At 65.6% G+C, this 18,225-nt stretch carries 18 protein-coding genes; 14 read left to right on the top strand and 4 right to left on the bottom strand.

Annotated features, from left to right (window positions below; genetic code table 11):
- Positions 1-765: 765 nt before the first annotated feature.
- A complete protein-coding gene (locus VZ068_RS19795; protein WP_349656252.1) occupies positions 766-1,647 on the bottom strand; it encodes a TolB-like protein in 882 nt (293 codons plus the stop codon).
- Between the two features lie 52 nt (positions 1,648-1,699).
- Here VZ068_RS19795 and aroE point away from each other — a divergent pair, with 52 nt between their 5' ends.
- The 8 genes from aroE to VZ068_RS19755 all read left to right on the top strand — a co-directional run bounded on the left by aroE (position 1,700) and on the right by VZ068_RS19755 (position 9,486).
- Entirely contained in the window at positions 1,700-2,551 is an 852-nt protein-coding gene (aroE, locus tag VZ068_RS19790; protein WP_349656251.1) for a shikimate dehydrogenase, read from the top strand.
- 10 nt (positions 2,552-2,561) lie between these two features.
- A complete protein-coding gene (locus tag VZ068_RS19785; protein ID WP_349656250.1) occupies positions 2,562-2,915 on the top strand; it encodes a hypothetical protein in 354 nt (117 codons plus the stop codon).
- Complete coding sequence (locus VZ068_RS19780; RefSeq protein WP_349656249.1) at positions 2,912-3,139, top strand: hypothetical protein; 228 nt, start codon at positions 2,912-2,914, stop codon at positions 3,137-3,139. The genes VZ068_RS19785 and VZ068_RS19780 overlap by 4 nt, the downstream gene beginning before the upstream one ends.
- 281 nt (positions 3,140-3,420) lie before the next feature.
- Positions 3,421-5,556: an ATP-dependent DNA helicase DinG gene (gene dinG / locus VZ068_RS19775; RefSeq protein ID WP_349656248.1), complete on the top strand. Its 2,136-nt coding sequence runs from the start codon at positions 3,421-3,423 to the stop codon at positions 5,554-5,556.
- A gap of 530 nt (positions 5,557-6,086) precedes the next feature.
- Positions 6,087-7,592: a catalase KatB gene (gene katB, locus VZ068_RS19770; RefSeq protein ID WP_259157275.1), complete on the top strand. Its 1,506-nt coding sequence runs from the start codon at positions 6,087-6,089 to the stop codon at positions 7,590-7,592.
- A gap of 57 nt (positions 7,593-7,649) precedes the next feature.
- Positions 7,650-8,225, top strand: a complete 576-nt coding sequence (locus VZ068_RS19765; protein WP_259167048.1) for an ankyrin repeat domain-containing protein — start codon at positions 7,650-7,652, stop codon at positions 8,223-8,225.
- A gap of 614 nt (positions 8,226-8,839) precedes the next feature.
- Positions 8,840-9,166 (top strand): hypothetical protein, encoded by a 327-nt coding sequence (locus VZ068_RS19760; RefSeq protein ID WP_349656247.1) that lies wholly within the window; start codon positions 8,840-8,842, stop codon positions 9,164-9,166.
- A gap of 95 nt (positions 9,167-9,261) precedes the next feature.
- A complete protein-coding gene (locus VZ068_RS19755) occupies positions 9,262-9,486 on the top strand; it encodes a hypothetical protein (RefSeq protein WP_029221791.1) in 225 nt (74 codons plus the stop codon).
- Positions 9,487-9,520: 34 nt separating this feature from the next.
- Here the strand turns inward: VZ068_RS19755 and VZ068_RS19750 are convergent, their stop codons facing one another.
- Positions 9,521-9,826: an NIPSNAP family protein gene (locus VZ068_RS19750; protein ID WP_259157270.1), complete on the bottom strand. Its 306-nt coding sequence runs from the start codon at positions 9,824-9,826 to the stop codon at positions 9,521-9,523.
- 125 nt (positions 9,827-9,951) lie between these two features.
- Between VZ068_RS19750 and dusA the strand changes: the two genes are divergently transcribed.
- From dusA to VZ068_RS19720, 6 genes are all read left to right on the top strand, one after another.
- Positions 9,952-10,956: a tRNA dihydrouridine(20/20a) synthase DusA gene (dusA, locus tag VZ068_RS19745; RefSeq protein WP_349656246.1), complete on the top strand. Its 1,005-nt coding sequence runs from the start codon at positions 9,952-9,954 to the stop codon at positions 10,954-10,956.
- A gap of 335 nt (positions 10,957-11,291) precedes the next feature.
- Complete coding sequence (locus VZ068_RS19740; RefSeq protein ID WP_039427763.1) at positions 11,292-11,594, top strand: hypothetical protein; 303 nt, start codon at positions 11,292-11,294, stop codon at positions 11,592-11,594.
- A gap of 71 nt (positions 11,595-11,665) precedes the next feature.
- On the top strand, positions 11,666-12,349 hold the full coding sequence (locus VZ068_RS19735; protein WP_002808458.1) for a response regulator transcription factor: 684 nt from the start codon (positions 11,666-11,668) through the stop codon (positions 12,347-12,349).
- A gap of 75 nt (positions 12,350-12,424) precedes the next feature.
- On the top strand, positions 12,425-13,795 hold the full coding sequence (locus tag VZ068_RS19730; RefSeq protein ID WP_211287651.1) for a sensor histidine kinase: 1,371 nt from the start codon (positions 12,425-12,427) through the stop codon (positions 13,793-13,795).
- Positions 13,796-13,999: 204 nt separating this feature from the next.
- Complete coding sequence (locus VZ068_RS19725; RefSeq protein ID WP_349657760.1) at positions 14,000-15,508, top strand: DUF1800 domain-containing protein; 1,509 nt, start codon at positions 14,000-14,002, stop codon at positions 15,506-15,508.
- A 67-nt stretch (positions 15,509-15,575) separates the two neighbouring features.
- Positions 15,576-16,763: a DUF1501 domain-containing protein gene (locus tag VZ068_RS19720; RefSeq protein WP_349656245.1), complete on the top strand. Its 1,188-nt coding sequence runs from the start codon at positions 15,576-15,578 to the stop codon at positions 16,761-16,763.
- Positions 16,764-17,133: 370 nt separating this feature from the next.
- On the opposite strand, the gene VZ068_RS19715 is transcribed toward VZ068_RS19720, so the two are convergent.
- Complete coding sequence (locus VZ068_RS19715; RefSeq protein ID WP_349656244.1) at positions 17,134-17,889, bottom strand: M90 family metallopeptidase; 756 nt, start codon at positions 17,887-17,889, stop codon at positions 17,134-17,136.
- A gap of 8 nt (positions 17,890-17,897) precedes the next feature.
- A complete protein-coding gene (locus VZ068_RS19710; RefSeq protein WP_349656243.1) occupies positions 17,898-18,212 on the bottom strand; it encodes a hypothetical protein in 315 nt (104 codons plus the stop codon).
- Positions 18,213-18,225: the final 13 nt, after the last annotated feature.

The raw sequence follows: 18,225 nt of genomic DNA, 5'->3' as shown, positions 1-18,225 counted from the left end.
CGACCGATATATGCTGCGTCCTAGCTAGTCTCGACCATGCACTGCTTGCAGCGTGCGCGGTGGTTTTGTTAGCTGCCAACCATGGCGGCATCTAAGCGCGGTCCGATGCTTGAATCGAAAGCCTGGTTGATCGAGGGCGCGATGCCCTCACCACTTCCGGGACACGCCGTGAATCCGTCCATGCAGGCTCCTTGGCGGCATCCATGCCGCCAAGGGTCCCGGAACCGGTAAGGACATCACGCCTGCCAAGTTGGTCGTGCGCTGATGGAACCGCACAAGCGGGATAACTTAAGCGAGAGGACTTAACGCAGCGGCCTGGCTGCTTGTATGCATGTGTGGATGACGATTAGCGATAGGGGGAAGACCCCATCCACTTACTGCCCGCCTTCGACGGAAAGTTTTGGAAATCAGACCACGTCTGCCAGATCACAAGGATCATGCAACCACCGCTGCATCTGACCCGCTTGCTGCCGCTCCCGCTTTTGACCATGCACACCTACCATCTCGACTGGCCCTTGTCCGCCTACCGGCGCGGGACCTTACGCGGCACGGATGCCGCGCAAGAGCCTACCAGGACGTACTTGCGGCGTGTCCTGCGATGGTAGGCGCGCAAGGGCCCTGCGACCAAGCCTCAGATCAGCAGCCCTGCAGTCACACCGCAGATCAGCGCACTGCAGCGTGACCCAGATCATCCGCTGTGCAACAGCTTGGCGTGAAGTCGTGTCCCAGGCAGCCCCTGGCAAGAGTTTGCGCATCCATCCGCCTTCAACGGCAGCTGGCATCTCCCTCCACCGCCGGCGCCTTCATCCGGTAGATATCCAGTTGCCCCGCGCGTGGTGCGCGCGCGCTGCCGGTGACCAGCAGCTCGCCCGGTTTGGCCGCATCCACCACCGCGCCGAACGTGCGCTCCTGCGGCCCGTTGAACGACAGCGGCAAGGCCTGGTCCTGGGCGTAGTGCCCGTTGCTGCATGTGGCCAGCAACAACTGGCTGGGGCCATCGACTGCACCGCGCGCCCATACCAGGCCACGCCCGTCGCCAAGCCAGGCCGCATCCAGTTCGTCGGCGCCGGTATTGATGTCGCGCAGTGGCGCAGGTGCGGTGAACGCGCGCCCATCCCAGCGCGCCACCAACACATCCATGCCGCCGGCGCCGCCGTGGCCATCGCTGGCGAACAGCAGGTGCGTGCCGTCCAGCGACAGGCTGGGCGCGCGCTCGTTGCCGCGGCTGTTGATCGCCGCGCCCAACGATTGCACCGCGCCCAGGCCACCCTGCGCATCCACCGGCACGCGGTACAGGTCGCTGCCACCGGTGCCGCCCGGCCGCGACGAGGCGAACAGCAGCCAGCGCCCATCGGCACTGAACAACGGCGTGATCTCGTCCTGGGCGGTATTGATCGGCAGCGGCTGCGCGTCCTGCCAGCGCCCGCCGCGCAGATGCGCCTGCCACAGGTCCCAGCCACCGGGGCCACCGGCGCGGTCGCTGGCCCAGACGATGCGTTGCCCATCCGGGCTGAGCGTGGCGTGCGCCTCGTTGGCCGGTGTGGACACCACGCCCATGCCTTCGATGCCGAACTCGGCAAGTCCCGACGCGGACGGGACGAAGAGTAAACTCGCCGCCAGCGCGAGCGGCGTCCATCGAAGTTGCATGCGGTGTTCCTGCTCCAGGTCGCGCACAGTCTAGTCAACCAGAGAGCGTTTCATGCCCGTATCCCGTTATGCCGTGTTCGGTCACCCTGTCGCCCATTCGCTGTCACCGGCCATCCACGCCGACTTCGGCAAGCAGACCGGCATCGCGCTGGACTACACCGCCATCGATGCGCCGCCGGAAGCGTTCGCCAGCACGCTGCAGCGCTTCGCCGACGAAGGCGGCAAGGGCGCAAACGTCACCTTGCCGTTGAAAGAGGCCGCCTTTGCGCTGGCCGCCAGCCTGAGCGATCGCGCGCAGCTGGCCGGGGCGGTGAACACGCTGGTGCGCAACGATGGCCAGTGGCAGGGCGACAACACCGACGGCATCGGCCTGGTGCGCGATCTCACCGATCGCCACGGCCTGGATCTGCGCGGTCGTCGCGTGTTGCTGCTCGGCGCCGGTGGTGCCGCCCGCGGCGTCGCCCCGGCCTTGCTGGAAGCGGGCATCACCGAAATGGTGGTGGTGAACCGCTCGCCCGAGCGCGCCGATGCGTTGTGCGATGCGCTCGGCGAACCTGGTCGGGTGGTGTCGCGTTACATCGAAGACCTGCGCGAGCTCGGCGACTTCGAGCTGATCGTCAACGCCACCGCCGCCGGACGCGACCGTGACGCCGGTGCGTTCGCGCTGCCGCTGGGCCTGGTCAACAGCCTCACTGCCGCGGTGGATCTCAACTACGGGCAAACCGCCATCGCGTTCCTGGCCTGGGCGCGCGCGGCGCAATGCCGTTACGCCATCGACGGCCTGGGCATGCTGGTGGAACAGGCTGCCGAAAGTTTCGCGCTGTGGCACGGCGTGCGCCCGGATACCGACCCGGTCTACGCCGCGCTGCGCGCACGCGATGCCGTGCTGGTCAGCGCGGACTGAGCCGTTGGCCATGACCACCACCGACATCCTGCTCAGCCTGATCACCGGCCTGTTGTCGCGGGTGCCGATGCTAATCGCCTTGTTGCTGGGGCTGGTACTTCTGTGGCGCGCCCCCTTCGGGCCGTTGCGGCGTGCCGCGCTGGCCGGGCTGTGGCTGCTGCTGGGCTGTGTGCTGGCCGAGGTGGCCCTGCAGGCGATTCCGATGTTGTTGATGCAGCAGGGCAACGTGCGCCAGATCGGTCTGGTGATGGGCGTCGGCCGCTTCGTGCTGACCGCCGTGCAAGGCGTGGGCATCGGCGTGCTGGTGTGGACCCTGGCGCGCAGCCTGCAACGGCTGCCGCCTGCTGCCGGTCCGCGCGCATGATCCCGCCCAAGGCGCTGGCGCTCACCCTGGTCGGGCTGATCTGTGCAGGGCAGGGCGGTTGGACATTGCTGCATCCGCAGTCCCTGGCGACCGTCAACAGGGCGGGCCTGCTGTACGAGCGCTTCGGTCCGGCCGGGGTGGGCATCGGCATGCTGGCGGTGGGCGCGATGATGGCGGTGATCGGCCTGGTCTGGACGCGTTACGCCTGGCCACAACGCGCCTGATCGCACTGGTCTGACAGTCTGGCGGTGCTTGCCGGGTGCCGGTCTTCGAGCGCGTCCACGCATCGCTGCCTGGCATTCAAAACAACCAGCAGTGCGCGACAGCGGCACGCACGGCAGGCAGGCACGTGTCGAGCGCAGCGTTTGCCTCTACCCGCCGACGCCCCGCCGTTCTTCCGTTCCAGCGCTTGGGTCCCAGGCGATGCATCGGCAGTGCACAAACAGGTTCAGCTGCCCAGCGTATCGGTCGCAGGCGCTGCGCCGGTCCGTGCGAAAATAGCGCGATGAGTGATCTTGCCCCACCGGCTGCGCCGTCCGCGCCCGTTCCCACCCAGCGTGTGCTGACCGACCCGATCAAGGCCGGCATTCGCGACGCCTACGCCAAGCTGCAGGCCAACACGCCCGGCTTTGCCACCCGCCGTGCGCAGAGCCAGATGATCGGCCTGGTCTCGCGTGCGCTGGCCACTTCCGGTGGCATCGGCATTGCCGAGGCGCCTACCGGCGTCGGCAAGAGCCTGGGCTATCTCACCGCCGGCGTGCCGATCGCACTGGCCACCAAGAAGAAGCTGGTGATCAGCACCGGCACCGTGGCGCTGCAGTCGCAGCTGGTGGAGCGCGACATCCCGGCCTTCCTCAAGGCCACCGGGCTGGAAGCGACCGTGGCGCTGGCCAAGGGCCGCACCCGCTATCTGTGCACGCGCAATGCCGCCGAACTGGAAGGCGACACCAGCCAGAACGCCATGTTCGAAGACGAGCAGGCGCTGTACGACCGCCCGCTCAGCCCCGTCGATGCGGACCTGGCCAAACGGCTGGCCAAGGCCTATGCCGCGCGCACCTGGAACGGCGACCTGGACGATGCTCCCGAGCAGGTTTCGGTGCCGCTGCGCATGCGCATCACCACGCCTGCCTCCGGCTGTGCGGGGCGCCGTTGCAGTTATGCCGCGCAGTGCCCGGTACTCAAGGCACGCACCGATGTGCGCGAAGCGCAGATCGTGGTCACCAATCACGCCTTGCTGCTGTCTTCGCTGTCGCTGGGCGATGCCGAAAACGGTCAGCCGCTGATCGCCCCGCCGTCGGACATGCTGCTGGTGCTCGACGAGGGCCATCACATCGCCGGCGTGGCGATCGACCAGGGTGCGGCCAATCTGCCGCTGGACGAGATGGCCAAGCGCACTGGCCGCATGCAGATTCTCATCGCCGCTGCGTACCGCGCGGTGGACAAGGACAGGATCGGCAACCTGCTGCCCAACGAAGCCATCGACGTGGCGGCGCGAGTGGCAAAGCTGCTCAAGGCCTTCCATGCCGAGGTCGAGCGCGTCTGGAAGCCCGAGCCAGGCGAGCGCGATCCGTTATGGCGTGCTGCCAACGGCAAGTTGCCGCCGCAGTGGGGCCCGGCCATCGAAGAACTCGGCGAAGAAACCCGCGCGCTGTTCAACTGGGTGCATGCCGCCCATGGCGCGGTGGCCAAGGGCAAGCAGGACGATGCCGCACGCGAGCGCCTGCAACGCAACCTGGGCCTGGCGCTGGAAATGGCCGAGCAGCAGCACAATCTGTGGAGCGGCTGGCGGCGCGAGGACAAGGAAGGCCAGCCGCCGATGGCGCGCTGGATCACCCTCTCGCGCGACGGCGACCTGGTCTGCCACTGCTCGCCGGTGTCGGCCGCGCAGGTGCTGCGCACGATGATCTGGAACGAGGTAGATTCGGTGGTGATGACCTCGGCCACGCTCACCGGCGGCGGCGATTTCCAGTCCTTCGCCATCGACAACGGTCTGCCCGATCACGCCGAAATGGCCTCGCTGGCCTCGCCGTTCGACCTGCCCAATCAGGCCGAGCTGATCGTGCCCAATTTCCCGGTCACCCCGGACGACCGCGAAGGGCATCCCAAGGAAGTGGCCAGGTACCTGGTGCGCGAACTGGATTGGAACGCCAAGGGCAGCATCGTGCTGTTCACCTCGCGCTGGAAGATGGAAAAGGTCGCCGACCTGATGCCGCTGGCGCAACGCAACCGCGTGCTGGTGCAGGGCGAAGGCAACAAGTCGCAACTGATCACCGAACACCTGCGCCGCATCGCCGCCGGCGAGGGCTCGGTGCTGTTCGGGCTCAATTCCTTCGGCGAAGGCCTGGATCTGCCCGGCGAGGCCTGCACCACGGTGGTCATCACCCAGGTGCCGTTCGCCGTGCCGACCGATCCGCAGACCTCCACCTTGAGCGAATGGCTGGAAAGCCGCGGCCATAACGCCTTCAACCTGATTGCCATTCCGCACGCGCTACGCACGCTGACGCAGTTCGCCGGCCGTTTGATCCGCAGTTCCAGCGACCACGGTCGCGTCATCATTCTCGACTCGCGCCTGCTGACGCGTCGCTACGGAAAACGCATCATCGATGCCTTGCCACCGTTCAAGCGGGTGATCGGGCGTTGATCCACTACCAGGTGCCGCATCGGTGCAGGTTCTGCATCGATGCAGGCATCGGCCGATACACAAGCGGTGCCGCTGCGTCAGCATCGCTGTATGAGCGAGATCGCACCCTGCGTTCGTACACCGATCAGCGCATCGTCATGCAGGCAGTGATTGCTGCGGCGACAGCCGCGGCGGCAGATGGACAGCGCAGCGCATGCATGCCCGTGATCTCATTCCGCCCCGAAGAGTGCGTTTGGAACGACGGCGCTCTGCCAATCGCTCCAGGCGTTCCAACCTTGCAGCGCAGCATTGCGCTAGGCTCATCCGCACTTTCTTCATGCACGGCGAAGTCCGCGTGGGGCGTTTGCGCGGACACAACCCGACGATCTGCAACCTACTGCCTGGGCATTTAGCGATACATATCACGCAACGCAGTCATCATCATGTTCGCCTATCGCTGCGATCATAACTAACGACTTCTCTCGCTTCGGCCCGCTCGCCATGATTCAGCTCCCTCAACACGAGCTGACGCCATGCGCCCTGGATCCCTCATGGTGCTAGCCCTGCTAGCCCCCACATTGATCGCCCCACCGGTCTTCGCCCAATCCGTGCTGACCCGCGACAACGGCGCCAAGGTGGGCGACAACCAGAACTCGCAGACTGCCGGCGCCACCGGCCCGACCCTGCTGCAGGACGTGCAGCTGATCCAGAAGCTGCAGCGCTTCGATCGCGAGCGCATTCCCGAGCGCGTGGTGCATGCGCGCGGCACCGGCGTCAAAGGCGAGTTCACCGCCACCGCCGATCTGTCCAACCTGACCAAGGCCAAGGTGTTCAGCGCCGGCGAAAAGACCCCGGTGTTCGTGCGCTTTTCATCGGTGGTGCACGGCAATCACTCGCCGGAAACGCTGCGCGACCCGCATGGTTTCGCAACCAAGTTCTACACCAGCGAAGGCAACTGGGATCTGGTCGGCAACAACTTCCCCACCTTCTTCATCCGCGATGCGATCAAGTTCCCCGACATGGTCCACGCGTTCAAGCCGGACCCGCGCACCAATCTGGACGACGACTCGCGTCGCTTCGACTTCTTCTCGCACGTGCCCGAAAGCACCCGCACGCTGACGCTGCTGTATTCCAATGAAGGCACGCCTGCCGGCTATCGCTTCATGGATGGCAACGGCGTGCATGCCTACAAGCTGGTCAACGCCCAGGGTGAGGTGCATTACGTCAAGTTCCACTGGAAGACGTTGCAGGGCATCAAGAACCTCGATCCCAAGCAGGTTGCCGCGGTCCAGGCCAAGGACTACAGCCACCTGACCAACGATCTGGTCGGTGCGATCAAGAAGGGCGATTTCCCGAAGTGGGACCTGTACGTGCAGGTGCTCAAGCCCGAAGACCTGGCCAAGTTCGATTTCGACCCGCTGGATGCCACCAAGATCTGGCCGGACGTGCCGGAGCAGAAGGTCGGCCAGATGGTGTTGAACAAGAACGTCGACAACTTCTTCCAGGAAACTGAACAGGTGGCGATGGCACCGGCCAACCTGGTGCCGGGGATCGAACCGTCCGAAGACCGTCTGTTGCAGGGGCGTATCTTCTCCTACGCCGACACCCAGCTGTATCGCGTCGGCACCAATGGTTTGAGCCTGCCGGTGAATCGTCCGCGCGTGGCGGTCAACAATGGCAACCAGGATGGCGAGGCCAATCACGGCCACACCACCAGCGGCGTGAACTACGAGCCGAGCCGCCTGGAGCCGCGTCCGCAGGACACCGCCGCCCGCTACAGCGAATTGCCGCTGTCGGGCACCACGCAGCAGGCCAAGATCGCCCGCGAGCAGAACTTCAAGCAGGCCGGTGAGTTGTACCGCTCCTACAGCAAGAAGGATCGCGCCGATCTGGTGCAGAGCTTCGGCGAGTCGCTGGCCACCACCGATACCGAGAGCAAGCACCTGATGCTGTCGTTCCTGTACAAGGCCGACCCCGAGTACGGCACTGGCGTCACCCGCGTTGCCAAGGGCGACCTGGCGCGCGTCAAGCAGCTGGCCTCCAGCCTGCAGGACTGATCCACCCGACGGCATCGCGGCCATGCCGCGATGCCGTCCCCGTCTTGGGAGAGCGATATGCGCACCCTGCTGTTGGTCATGCTGAGCGCCCTGTGCGCGCCAGCCATCGCTGCCTCGCCGTCTGCCACGCCCGCAGCGCCCACGTCATCCACGTCGAGCCCGGAGCAGATCAAGCTGCAGCTGCGTGAGTACTTCTTCGATGCCGCGCGCGAAGGCCGCCAGGACATGCTGGCCGAGTTCATTCGCTCGCACTACGACCTCAACACCCGCGACGAGAAGGGCTATACCGCCCTGATCCTGGCGGCCTATCACGGCCAGCGCCCGGCAGTGGAGCAGTTGCTCAGCGCCGGCGCCGACCCCTGCGCGCAGGACAAGCGCGGCAACACCGCGCTGATGGGCGCGATCTTCAAGGGCGAGCTCGGTATCGCCAAGCGCCTGATGCAGGCCGACTGCGCGCCCGACCAACGCAACAACGCCGGCCAGACCGCGGCGATGTACGCAGCGCTGTTCCAGCGCACCGACGTGCTCAAGGACCTTGCCGCCAAGGGCGCAGACCTCAGCCTCAAGGACGGGCAGGGCAACGATGTGACCAAGTTGCAGCGCGGCGAATTCGCCACCGCCCCGGCCCGCTGATCGGTTTGGTCGAGCGCTTCGCATGCCTTGCGCGCCTTGCCAGTTGCGCGTCTGCTCAAGCTGCTCTTGATAGTGCGTGACACCTCGCGGCGTGGACGATGGTCTAGAGCGACACGCGCCGGCCGGCTGTTGACGTCACGCGTGCTGATGCTCCCGGCGATATCGCGCTTGGCGCGCGGAAGCGGCCAACACAGCCATCGCGTCGTACTGCCGCGCAGCCCGCAGGCAGGCGCGACCGATGTCGGGTTTTGCATCGACCGCGCGGACCCAGCGGCGGTTCCAGAGCGTACGTATCTATCCGATCCTTGCCCGCTACGGGTGTGAGCCGGTCCCGGTACGTCGATAGCGCGCAATGATCGCGGCCGGTACGCGGTCGACGCAGGCGAGTAGGCAGGCGAGTTCAGGGCAGCTCACACAGGGACGGTGCGCCCGCCAGGCGCGCGTCTGCGGCGTCGGTGCGCATGTATCGCTCGTACGACCCTGGGTGCGGGTGCCGTCCACGCCGATCCGATGACTGCCCGCCACGTTGTTGCCGGCCGCTCCTCTTCCTGCGCCAATTGCGGACAGACGGCGGTAGATCATCCAGTCCGGGGCGCCCGTCCGGATGGCTCCGCATGTCACTGGCCACGGTGTCTCACGGTTCCGGCAAGCGCCCGGACGGATACGCCGTTGACCGCGCTGTCGCCCGCATCTGGGCGTCTGTGCGGCGCGATCATCCCCGTGAGGGCGTGCACATCAGCAGTGCAACGACAGCTGCGATCGCGGTGCCCGTGGCCTGGTTTCGAGCGCGCCAAACCGTGACGTCCATCCTGTCGGGTTTCCGTCGCGCCTGCGCTGGAAGTCTGGCGCCGGTGATGATTTTTCCGCCATCCCGTCAGGAGATTTCCGACGCGCAAAGCCTTGCGCGCCAAGGCTTTGACATAAAACTGAGCGCGCGCTGACTTGCTTAAAATTTGCTCAGAAAAAGCGCAGAAAACAGTTCAAGAACCGGCCGGGAACGCCGATGCTTCAGCCATCGCAGCCTGGAACCCCCGCCATGAAGATCGATCCCTCCATCCCTTTCCTGATGTCGCTGCTGGCCATGGTGCTGTGCACCGCAACCGCCGTCGTCGCGCTGGTGTTCGGCCAGGTGCATGTGCTGGCGACCTCGTGGAGCTTCTACGCGGTGATGGGGACCTCGCTGATCGTGCTGGCTGCCTCCTACCACGCCCTCGGCAAGCCGCTGAGCGCCGAAGAGCGTGTGGGTTTTCGTAACCCGTAATCGCATCAGCGTCCAGGTAGCGGGCGCGACGCGCCTATCCGAGCACCGGACGAAAGAAGCTGCGCTCGTAACTGATGATGCAACGCGTTCGCTCCGCATAGGCGAACGCAGCCAGGCACTGCGCATCCTGCAGCGATGCCTCCCGATAGCGCGCGTACTCGGCGAGCGAGGGAAACGAAAACAGCGCCAGGGCGATATTGTTCGCCCCTTCCGAAGGCAGGAAGTAGCCGTGATGCTGGCCGCCGAAGCGCGCCACCAGCGGGATCCACAAGCGAGCGTAGTGTTCGAATTCGGCCAACTGATACGGATCGATCACATAGCGCAGCGAACAGGTGATCATGTAACGCCTCCGGCAGGCAGGGCGCCCCAGCATGCCATGCCGCACCGCCGCAGATTCATCGATGCCCGTGTAAGCTGTTGATCCTGCTTCGCATTCCAATGGTCGCTCGCTGCGGCCAACCGTCGATGACCGTTTCCGCCGATCGCTACGCCGCCTCCCTGCGCCTGTCCGTTGCCCCGATGATGGACTGGACCGACCGCCATTGCCGGGTGTTCCATCGCCTGCTGGCGCCGTCCGCACGCCTGTATACCGAGATGGTGCATGCCAACGCGGTGATCCATGGCGATCGCGCACGGCTGATCGGGTTTGATACGGTCGAACACCCGCTGGCGCTGCAACTGGGCGGCAGCGATCCGGCCCTGCTCGCGCAGGCGGCCGGCATCGCGCAGGAGTGGGGCTACGACGAAATCAACCTCAACTGCGGCTGCCCGTCCGACCGCGTGCAGGCCGGGCGCTTCGGTGCCTGCCTGATGCGCGAGCCTGCGCTGGTGGCCGAGTGCGTCGCTGCCATGTGTGCGGCCACTGACCTGCCGATCACGGTCAAATGCCGTCTGGGCGTGGACGACGATGACGATTACGCGGTGTTCGCCAGCTTCGTCGACCTGGTGGTCGCGGCCGGCGCGGCGATGGTGGTGGTGCATGCCCGCAATGCCTGGCTCAAGGGCCTGTCGCCGAAGGAAAACCGCGAAGTGCCGCCTCTGCGCTACGACTGGGCATACCGCCTCAAGCAGGAGCGTCCCGGTTTGCCGGTGGTGCTCAATGGGGGCATCGCCGCCGTCGATACCGCGCTGGCGCACCTGCAGCAGGCCGACGGCGTGATGCTCGGTCGCGCCGCGTACCACGACCCATATGTCCTGCATCAGCTCGATGCCGCATTGACCCAGCGCCCGCAACAGCCACGCGAGGCGTTGCTGCGTGCGTTGCGCCCCTACGTGGAGTCGCAACTGGAACAAGGGCTGGCGCTCAAGCACATCACCCGGCACGTGCTGGGCCTGTTCCATGGGCAGCCAGGCGGGCGGGCGTTTCGCCAGGTCCTCAGCGAAGGCGCACACCGTCCGGGCGCTGGCTGGGAGCTGGTGGAGCAGGCGCTGCAGCGCACCGACAGCCGCCCCTGGCGCATTGTGGCGTGACTGGCCCGGCGCTTGCATCAGCTGAATTGGCAGATCGGGACTGTTCCTAGCTGCGGTTTGACGGCCCGGCCTCCAGAGCGAAAGCCTTGCTGGCAGGGCGTCTGCCCGGTAGAGACATTCATTTCACTGAATGGCGTTAACACGAAGCTAAAAAGTTCAGATCGGATTCACCCCCAAAAATCAAGAATTTGGCTCAATTTCCGTCGCCCGGCCCTGTGTGATGCACTGCCGGTTTCACGAATTTTGAATGTTCCTGAACAACCCGCTAGGATCCAGTTGTGACCCATCCGCTCAGCCGCGCTCGCTATGTCGTCCTGGTCGCCCTGTGGGGTGCCATGGCCGCGCCGTCGGCGTGGAGCCAGGGGTACCCGATGGCGCAGGGTGGTCGCGAGGGCATGCCGGCATCGGCGCGCGGCAACAGCCGCACCTTGTCCGACACCATCCGCCATGTGCAGCGGTCCACCGGTGGACAGATCCTGGGGGCCGAGCGCGTGCCGTTCGATGGCGGCAACCTCAATCGGGTCAAGTACATGAAAGACGGGCGCGTCCACACGGTGTACGAGCCGGAGCAGACGCAGGCCGCGCCACCGCGCAGCCCCCCGCCTCCCGACGCGCCACCACGCGACGATAACCACTGAACGTAGATAGTTCGGCGTTCAGTCTCATAAATTCCCCGGCCGTGGGCCGATAACGTTACTAGGGAGAGTGCATGCGTATTCTTTTGGTCGAAGACGAAGCTCCGCTGCGCGAGACCCTTGCCGCGCGTCTGAAGCGTGAAGGCTTTGCTGTCGACGCTGCACAGGACGGCGAAGAAGGCCTCTACATGGGCCGCGAAGTGCCGTTCGATGTCGGCATCATCGATCTGGGCTTGCCCAAGATGTCGGGTATGGAGCTGATCAAGGCGCTGCGCGACGAGGGCAAGAAATTCCCGGTCCTGATCCTGACCGCGCGTTCGAGCTGGCAGGACAAGGTCGAAGGCCTCAAGCAAGGTGCCGACGATTATCTGGTCAAGCCGTTCCACGTTGAAGAGCTGCTGGCTCGCGTCAACGCGCTGTTGCGCCGTGCCGCCGGCTGGAGCAAGCCCACGCTGGAATGCGGCCCGGTGGCACTGGATCTGGCGGCGCAGACAGTGAGCGTCAACGGCGCCAACGTCGACCTGACCAGCTACGAGTACAAAGTGCTCGAGTACCTGATGATGCATGCCGGCGAATTGGTCTCCAAGGCCGATCTCACCGAGCATATCTATCAGCAGGACTTCGATCGCGACTCCAACGTGCTGGAAGTGTTCATCGGTCGCCTGCGCAAGAAGCTCGACCCCGATGGTGAGTTGAAGCCGATCGAGACCGTGCGTGGTCGGGGCTATCGCTTCGCCATTCCGCGCACCGAAGGCTGAGTCCGCGCGTCGGCAGGCAGGAAGACTTAGGTGCCGATGCGCTCCAAGTGGTACAAACGCTGGCGTCCGCGCTCTTTGCAGGCGCGCCAGCTGCTGGCCGCCAGCCTCAGCCTGGTGGCCTTCCTGGCGCTGGCCGGGTACGCCCTGGATGTCGCCTTTGCCGACACCGCCGAGAAGAACCTGCGTGAGCGGCTGAAGAATTACGCCTCGGCTTACGCTGCCAACATCGACTTTGTCCGCGACGGCTCGATCTATATCGGCGGGCAACCGCCCGACCCGCGCTTCGATGTGCCAGGCGGCGGTCTGTACGTGGAAGTGGTGCGTCCGGACGAAAGCTGGACCTCGATGTCGGCCGAAGGCCCGAACATTCCGCATGGCCGCATGCTGGAGCCGCGCCAGGAAGAATTCATCGGGCCGCTGGAGATGACCCAGATCGATGGCAGCCTGGGCCAGTTGTATCGCTATGGCCTGGGCGTCAGCTACGTCGAGCGCGAGCACGGCGGCGAGATCCCCTACACCATCTATGTGATGGAAGACGCGCGCTCGATGGGCGCGCAGCTACGTGTTTTCCGTGGCGCGGTATGGTTTTACCTCGGCAGTGCCGGCGTGGTGCTGCTGGTGCTGCAGGCCTTCATCCTGCAATGGAGCCTGCGTCCGCTGCGGCGCGTGATCAACGAGCTGACCAAGGTGCAGCGCGGCGAGATCCAGCGCATGAGCGAGCAGCATCCACGCGAGCTGGAGCCGCTGACCGACAGCATCAACGCCTTCATCGAGAGCGAGCGCGATAATCTGGAGCGCCAACGCAATACGCTGGCCGACCTGGCGCACAGCCTGAAGACGCCGATCGCGGTACTGCGCACGCAGCTCGATAGCGGCGCTTCCGAGCACGACCTGCACAAGGAGATGGACGTGCAGCTGCGGCGCATGAACGACCTGGTGTCGTATCAGCTGGCGCGTGCAGCCTCCAGCGGCCACAAACTGTTTGCCGCCCCCTTGCAGATCGAGCCGTCCGCCGAAGAAATCGTGCGCGGTCTGGAAAAGGTGTATTCGATCAAGGGCGTGCTGTGCGAATTCGATATTTCCCCGGATGCGCGCTTTCATGGCGAGCCGGGCGATCTGCAGGAATTGCTGGGCAACCTGCTGGAAAACGGCTTCAAGTGGGCGCGCAGCCGGGTGCTGCTGACCGCACAGCCCGGCCCGACTACCGGCAGCCGGCGTGCCGGCCTGATTCTGTCGGTGGAAGACGACGGCCCCGGCATTGCGCCGGAAGATGTCGCCAAGATCCTGCAACGTGGCGTGCGTGGCGATGAGCGCGTACAGGGCCATGGCATCGGCATGTCGATCGTGCAGGACCTGATCAAGGCCTACCGCGGTGAGCTGCAGGTGGTGCGCTCGCAGGAGCTGGGTGGCGCCCGCTTCGATGTGACCCTGCCTCCGGGCTTGTGACGCGCGCGCGTGTCCGGATGAACCCGTGGGCAATGGCCTGCACGGCTCCGACAACCGTTTAACGCCTCGAACGTTTGCTTGACCATACTTGTCCGGTTGCAGGTACCTGCGATGGAGAGCTGCATGAGCGAGCGCGTTGCACAGGTCTCTTGCGCGCAGACGCGCCCTTTGCCACGGCGATGGCCGCGCACCTGGGGCCGTGCGTTGCTGCTTGCCGGCTGCGCGTTGGCTGCGGCCGGCCACGCGGCCGAAACGCCGCTGACACCGACCCAGACGCGCTGGCTGCAACGTGCCACCTACGGTGTGGATGCCGATGGCGCAGCGCAGTTGCAGCGGCTCGGCCCGAAACGCTATGGCGCGCTGCTGCTCCAGCCCGGCGACGATGCTGCGTTACCGGCGCCGGTGCGCGCGCAGCTGCAGGGCTTCGATGCGTTGCATACTCCGCTGGAAACCTTGCTGACCCGCTACGAGGCCGACAAGATCCGGCTTCAGGCCATGCCCGATGGCGATGAGAAAGTGGCCTTGCGCAAGGACTGGCAGGCGCGCGGCGGGCAGATGCTCACCCAGGCGCGTCAGGCGCAACTGCTGCGTGCGGTATATGCACCGGATCAGCTGCGCGAGCAACTGGTGTGGTTCTGGCTCAATCACTTCAGCGTGTACGCCGACAAAGGCCGCGTGAAGTGGATGGCCGCCGATTACATGGAAAACGCGATCCGTCCCAATGCGACCGGCAAGTTCGCCGACCTGGTGATGGCCACGCTGCAAAGCCCGGCGATGCTCGAGTATCTGGACAACGCCAAAAATGCCAAGGGCAAGGTCAACGAGAACTACGCGCGTGAGCTGATGGAGCTGCACACGTTGGGCGTGCATGGTGGCTACACCCAGCAGGACGTGCAGCAGCTCGCGTTGATCCTGACCGGCGCGGGCCTGGTGCCGATCAAGGCCGATGGTGCGCCGCCGGTGCCGGCGACCGTGCCTGGCCAGCCACAGGCGGTGCGCAAGGGAGTGTTCGAATTCAACCCGGCGCGCCATCAGCCCGGCGACAAGATGCTGCTCGGTCAGCGGATTGCCGGCGGTGGCCTGGATGAGATTGAACGTGCCGTGCAGGTGTTGGTGCGCCAGCCGGCATGTGCGCACTTCGTCTCGCAACGCATGGCCGAGTACTTCGTCAGCGACACGCCACCGCCAGCGCTGGTTGCGCGGATGGCCAGCGTCTTCCAGCGCAGCGACGGCGATATCGGCAAGGTCATGCAGACCATGCTGGCTTCTGCGGAATTTGCACAGGCGCAGCCGCGCAAGTTCAAGGACCCCAATCGCTTCGTGGTGTCGGCGATGCGGCTGGCCTACGAGGACCAGCCGGTGATCAATGCCGCCCCGATGGCCAGCTGGGTGCAGCAACTGGGCGAGCCGTTATTCGGCCGCATCACACCGGATGGATGGTCGCTGCAATCGCAGGCCTGGACCAGCTCCGGGCAACTGGCGCGCCGATTCGAAGTGGCGCGCGCGCTGGGCAGCGGCCCCAGACAATTGTTCCGGCGCGATGGCGACAACGACATGCCGATTCCGCCGCTGACGCGCATCGACACGCGCGCGGCGTATCGCTGGATCGCGCCATCGCTGGCGACAGGCACGCAGCAGGCGCTGGAGCAGGCGCGCTCGCCGGCGGAATGGAACGGATTTTTGCTGGCGTCGCCGGACTTCAACTATCGCTGACTCACATCACTGGTTCACCGCTGCGGATTCACCGAGTGCGATGCAGTCATCGCCGTGGGAGTACACCATGCAACGACGTCAATTCCTGCTTGCTTCTGCCGCCGCAGCCACAGCGCTGCCTTGGGCCGGCCGCTTGTTTGCCGCGCCACGCGATAGCGCGCGCATGCTGGTGGTGTTCTTGCGCGGCGGCTACGACAGCAACAATCTTTTGGTGCCGCACGGCAGCGATTTTTATTATCAGTCGCGGCCCACGCTGGCGATTGCGCGACCGGATGCGGCCAATCCCGACAGCGCCATCGCGCTGGACGCGCAATGGGGTCTCAACCCGGTGATGCGCGATGCCTTGCTACCGTTGTGGCAGCGCAATCAACTGGCGTTCGTGCCGTTTGCCGGCACCGACGATGTGTCGCGCAGCCACTTCGAAACCCAGGACGACATCGAATCCGGCCAGGCCGGCAAGCATCGCGATTACCGTTCCGGGTTCATGGCACGCCTGTCGGGCGTGCTCAGCGGTGTGCCGGCGATTGCCTTTACCGATTCGCTGCCGCTGACCTTCCAGGGCGGCGGCGATCTGCCCAACGTGTCGTTGAGGGGCATCGGCAAGGGCGGACTGGACGCGCGTCAATCGCAGATCCTGTCGCAGATGTACGACGCTACGCCACTGGCGACGGCAGCGCGCGAAGGACTTGCGTTGCGCCAGCAGGTCACCGCCCAGTTGCGCGAAGAGATGGAGCAGGCCGGCCGTGGCGCTGCCAGCGCACGCAGCTTTGCCGATGAAACCCGGCGCATGGCGAGCTTGATGCGCGAGCGGTATCGGCTGGGGTTTGTGGATGTCGGCGGCTGGGATACGCATGCCAATCAGGGCAGTGTTGCGGGAGGATTGGCCAATAACTTGCGCAATCTCGGCGAAGGGCTGGCTGCGTATGCCGATGCGTTGGGCCCGGCGTGGAACGAGACGGTGGTGTTGGTGATCTCCGAATTCGGCCGCACCTTCCGCGAGAACGGCAGCAAGGGTACCGATCACGGGCATGGCACCACCTACTGGGTGTTGGGTGGTGGCGTGCGCGGCGGGCGCATTGCCGGCGAGCAGGTTGCGGTGGATCAGGCGCAGCTGCTGCAAAATCGCGATTATCCGGTGCTGACCAATTACCGCAGCCTGTTCGGCGGCGTGCTGCAGCGGCTGTGGGGGCTCTCGCCGGCGCAGCTGGAGCGCGTGTTTCCGGGCGCGACACCACGGGATCTTGGCTTGGTGTAGGGCGCGCCGACCGCCGATGGCAGGACCGTTGGGCGCGCAGGGCGGTGTTGAAATCGGCATGCACCGCGCAATGCAGCGGCTCTGGGCCGTGCGCATGAACTGGCGGCCATGTGCTGTCGATCAGCCGCTCCCGGTGCGCGTCAAAACGATGCTGCTCTCAGGCAACCGAAGCGCCGCTGGCCTTGGGTGCGAGGTGCTGGCGCGTCCGCTCCCGTTGTCCAAGGTTCCGGACCATTCGCCGCTCAGCGATGACTCGTTGCGACACGCGGGTGCATGCGTGCGGGTGTCGAAGCGCCCGGCCGCACTATCTGCAAACCAAGGAATGCTTCAAGCGCTTGCCGCAGCCATGCACAGCCACCGCGCAGCACCATCAACGCGCCGGCGGTGATGCAAACGGCGATCGCCCATAAACACCGACCAGATGTGCGGCCACGGCCGGCATCAGGCGTTCCAGCACCTGCGGCGCGGAGAAGTGGTATTCGCTGACGACCGCGAAGAATTCCTCCGGCGCTTCGGCAGCGTATGGGTCGATCTCGGTGTCTTCGCCGGCATCCACACGTTGGCAGAACGCATCGAAGGCCTGCTGGAAATCGCGTGCCCAGCGGCGCTGCACCTCGTGCGGCAGTGGCGGCGTGCCATCGAGCGCACCATCCAGGGCATCGAGCTTGTGCGCCATCTCATGCACGATCACGTTGAAGCCGGCGCACGGGTCGTGCAGGTCTGCCTGCACGTCGGCCCAGCTGACGATCAGCGGCCCCTGCTCCCACGCTTCGCCGATCAGGGTGTCGTCCCAGGTATGCATGACGCCGGCCGCATCCACATGGGTGCGCTGCACGCGGAAGGCGTCCGGATAGACGATCAGCTGCGACCAGCCGCGCCATCCCGCTGCGCCGATTTCCAGTAACGGCAGGCAGCAGGTGGCAGCCAGCAGGACGTGATCGTGCGGCTGCAGTTGCAATCCATCGACCGGCGAAATGGTCTTCTGATCCAGGAACTGCGCGGTGAGCGCACGCAGACGTTGCTGGCGCTGGGCACCGAGGGCGGCGATCCAGGCGCAGCGGTCACACACCGGTTGCCAGAGCGCGTCAGGAATCTCGAGCGGCGGCCGGCGTAGCCAGCGCGTCAACCACTGGATCAGCGGAACATACCCGGCAGAAAGCTGTGCCAGCGCGGCATCATGCGCATGCGCGGGAACAGTGCGTCTCCATCGCTGCCACCACCGCCGGTTGCCGGTGCCGGCTTGTGCTGCGGCGCGCGTGCCGGTGTTGCCGGTTCGCCACTGGGCGTTCTGCCGCGTGCGGCCGAGTTGGTGCTGACACAGCTCTCATGATCGCCGTCGACCAACTGGTCCGATGCCAGGGCGGCAAGCGGAGCCAACAAGAACAGCAGGCAAACCGTGAGTCGGCGCATCGTCCACATCCAGGGCAAGCGGCGTGAGTCCCCGATCATAACGCGCTTTTCA

It is taken from the genome of Xanthomonas sp. 10-10, assembly GCF_040182365.1.
GTDB classification, from domain to species: Bacteria; Pseudomonadota; Gammaproteobacteria; order Xanthomonadales; family Xanthomonadaceae; genus Xanthomonas; species Xanthomonas arboricola_F.
The sequence above is the reverse complement of the archived record's forward strand: the minus strand, read 5'-3'. Positions and strand labels throughout refer to the sequence as shown.

Coding starts and splice junctions, on each gene's coding strand:
- VZ068_RS19720 (WP_349656245.1), top strand. CDS start 15,576: ATGCAACGACGTCAATTCCTGCTTGCTTCTGCCGCCGCAGCCACAGCG.
- aroE (WP_349656251.1), top strand. CDS start 1,700: ATGCCCGTATCCCGTTATGCCGTGTTCGGTCACCCTGTCGCCCATTCG.
- dusA (WP_349656246.1), top strand. CDS start 9,952: ATGACCGTTTCCGCCGATCGCTACGCCGCCTCCCTGCGCCTGTCCGTT.
- VZ068_RS19710 (WP_349656243.1), bottom strand. CDS start 18,212: ATGATCGGGGACTCACGCCGCTTGCCCTGGATGTGGACGATGCGCCGA.
- dinG (WP_349656248.1), top strand. CDS start 3,421: ATGAGTGATCTTGCCCCACCGGCTGCGCCGTCCGCGCCCGTTCCCACC.
- VZ068_RS19755 (WP_029221791.1), top strand. CDS start 9,262: ATGAAGATCGATCCCTCCATCCCTTTCCTGATGTCGCTGCTGGCCATG.
- VZ068_RS19760 (WP_349656247.1), top strand. CDS start 8,840: ATGTCACTGGCCACGGTGTCTCACGGTTCCGGCAAGCGCCCGGACGGA.
- VZ068_RS19735 (WP_002808458.1), top strand. CDS start 11,666: ATGCGTATTCTTTTGGTCGAAGACGAAGCTCCGCTGCGCGAGACCCTT.
- VZ068_RS19740 (WP_039427763.1), top strand. CDS start 11,292: ATGGCCGCGCCGTCGGCGTGGAGCCAGGGGTACCCGATGGCGCAGGGT.
- VZ068_RS19785 (WP_349656250.1), top strand. CDS start 2,562: ATGACCACCACCGACATCCTGCTCAGCCTGATCACCGGCCTGTTGTCG.
- VZ068_RS19765 (WP_259167048.1), top strand. CDS start 7,650: ATGCGCACCCTGCTGTTGGTCATGCTGAGCGCCCTGTGCGCGCCAGCC.
- katB (WP_259157275.1), top strand. CDS start 6,087: ATGGTGCTAGCCCTGCTAGCCCCCACATTGATCGCCCCACCGGTCTTC.
- VZ068_RS19795 (WP_349656252.1), bottom strand. CDS start 1,647: ATGCAACTTCGATGGACGCCGCTCGCGCTGGCGGCGAGTTTACTCTTC.
- VZ068_RS19750 (WP_259157270.1), bottom strand. CDS start 9,826: ATGATCACCTGTTCGCTGCGCTATGTGATCGATCCGTATCAGTTGGCC.
- VZ068_RS19780 (WP_349656249.1), top strand. CDS start 2,912: ATGATCCCGCCCAAGGCGCTGGCGCTCACCCTGGTCGGGCTGATCTGT.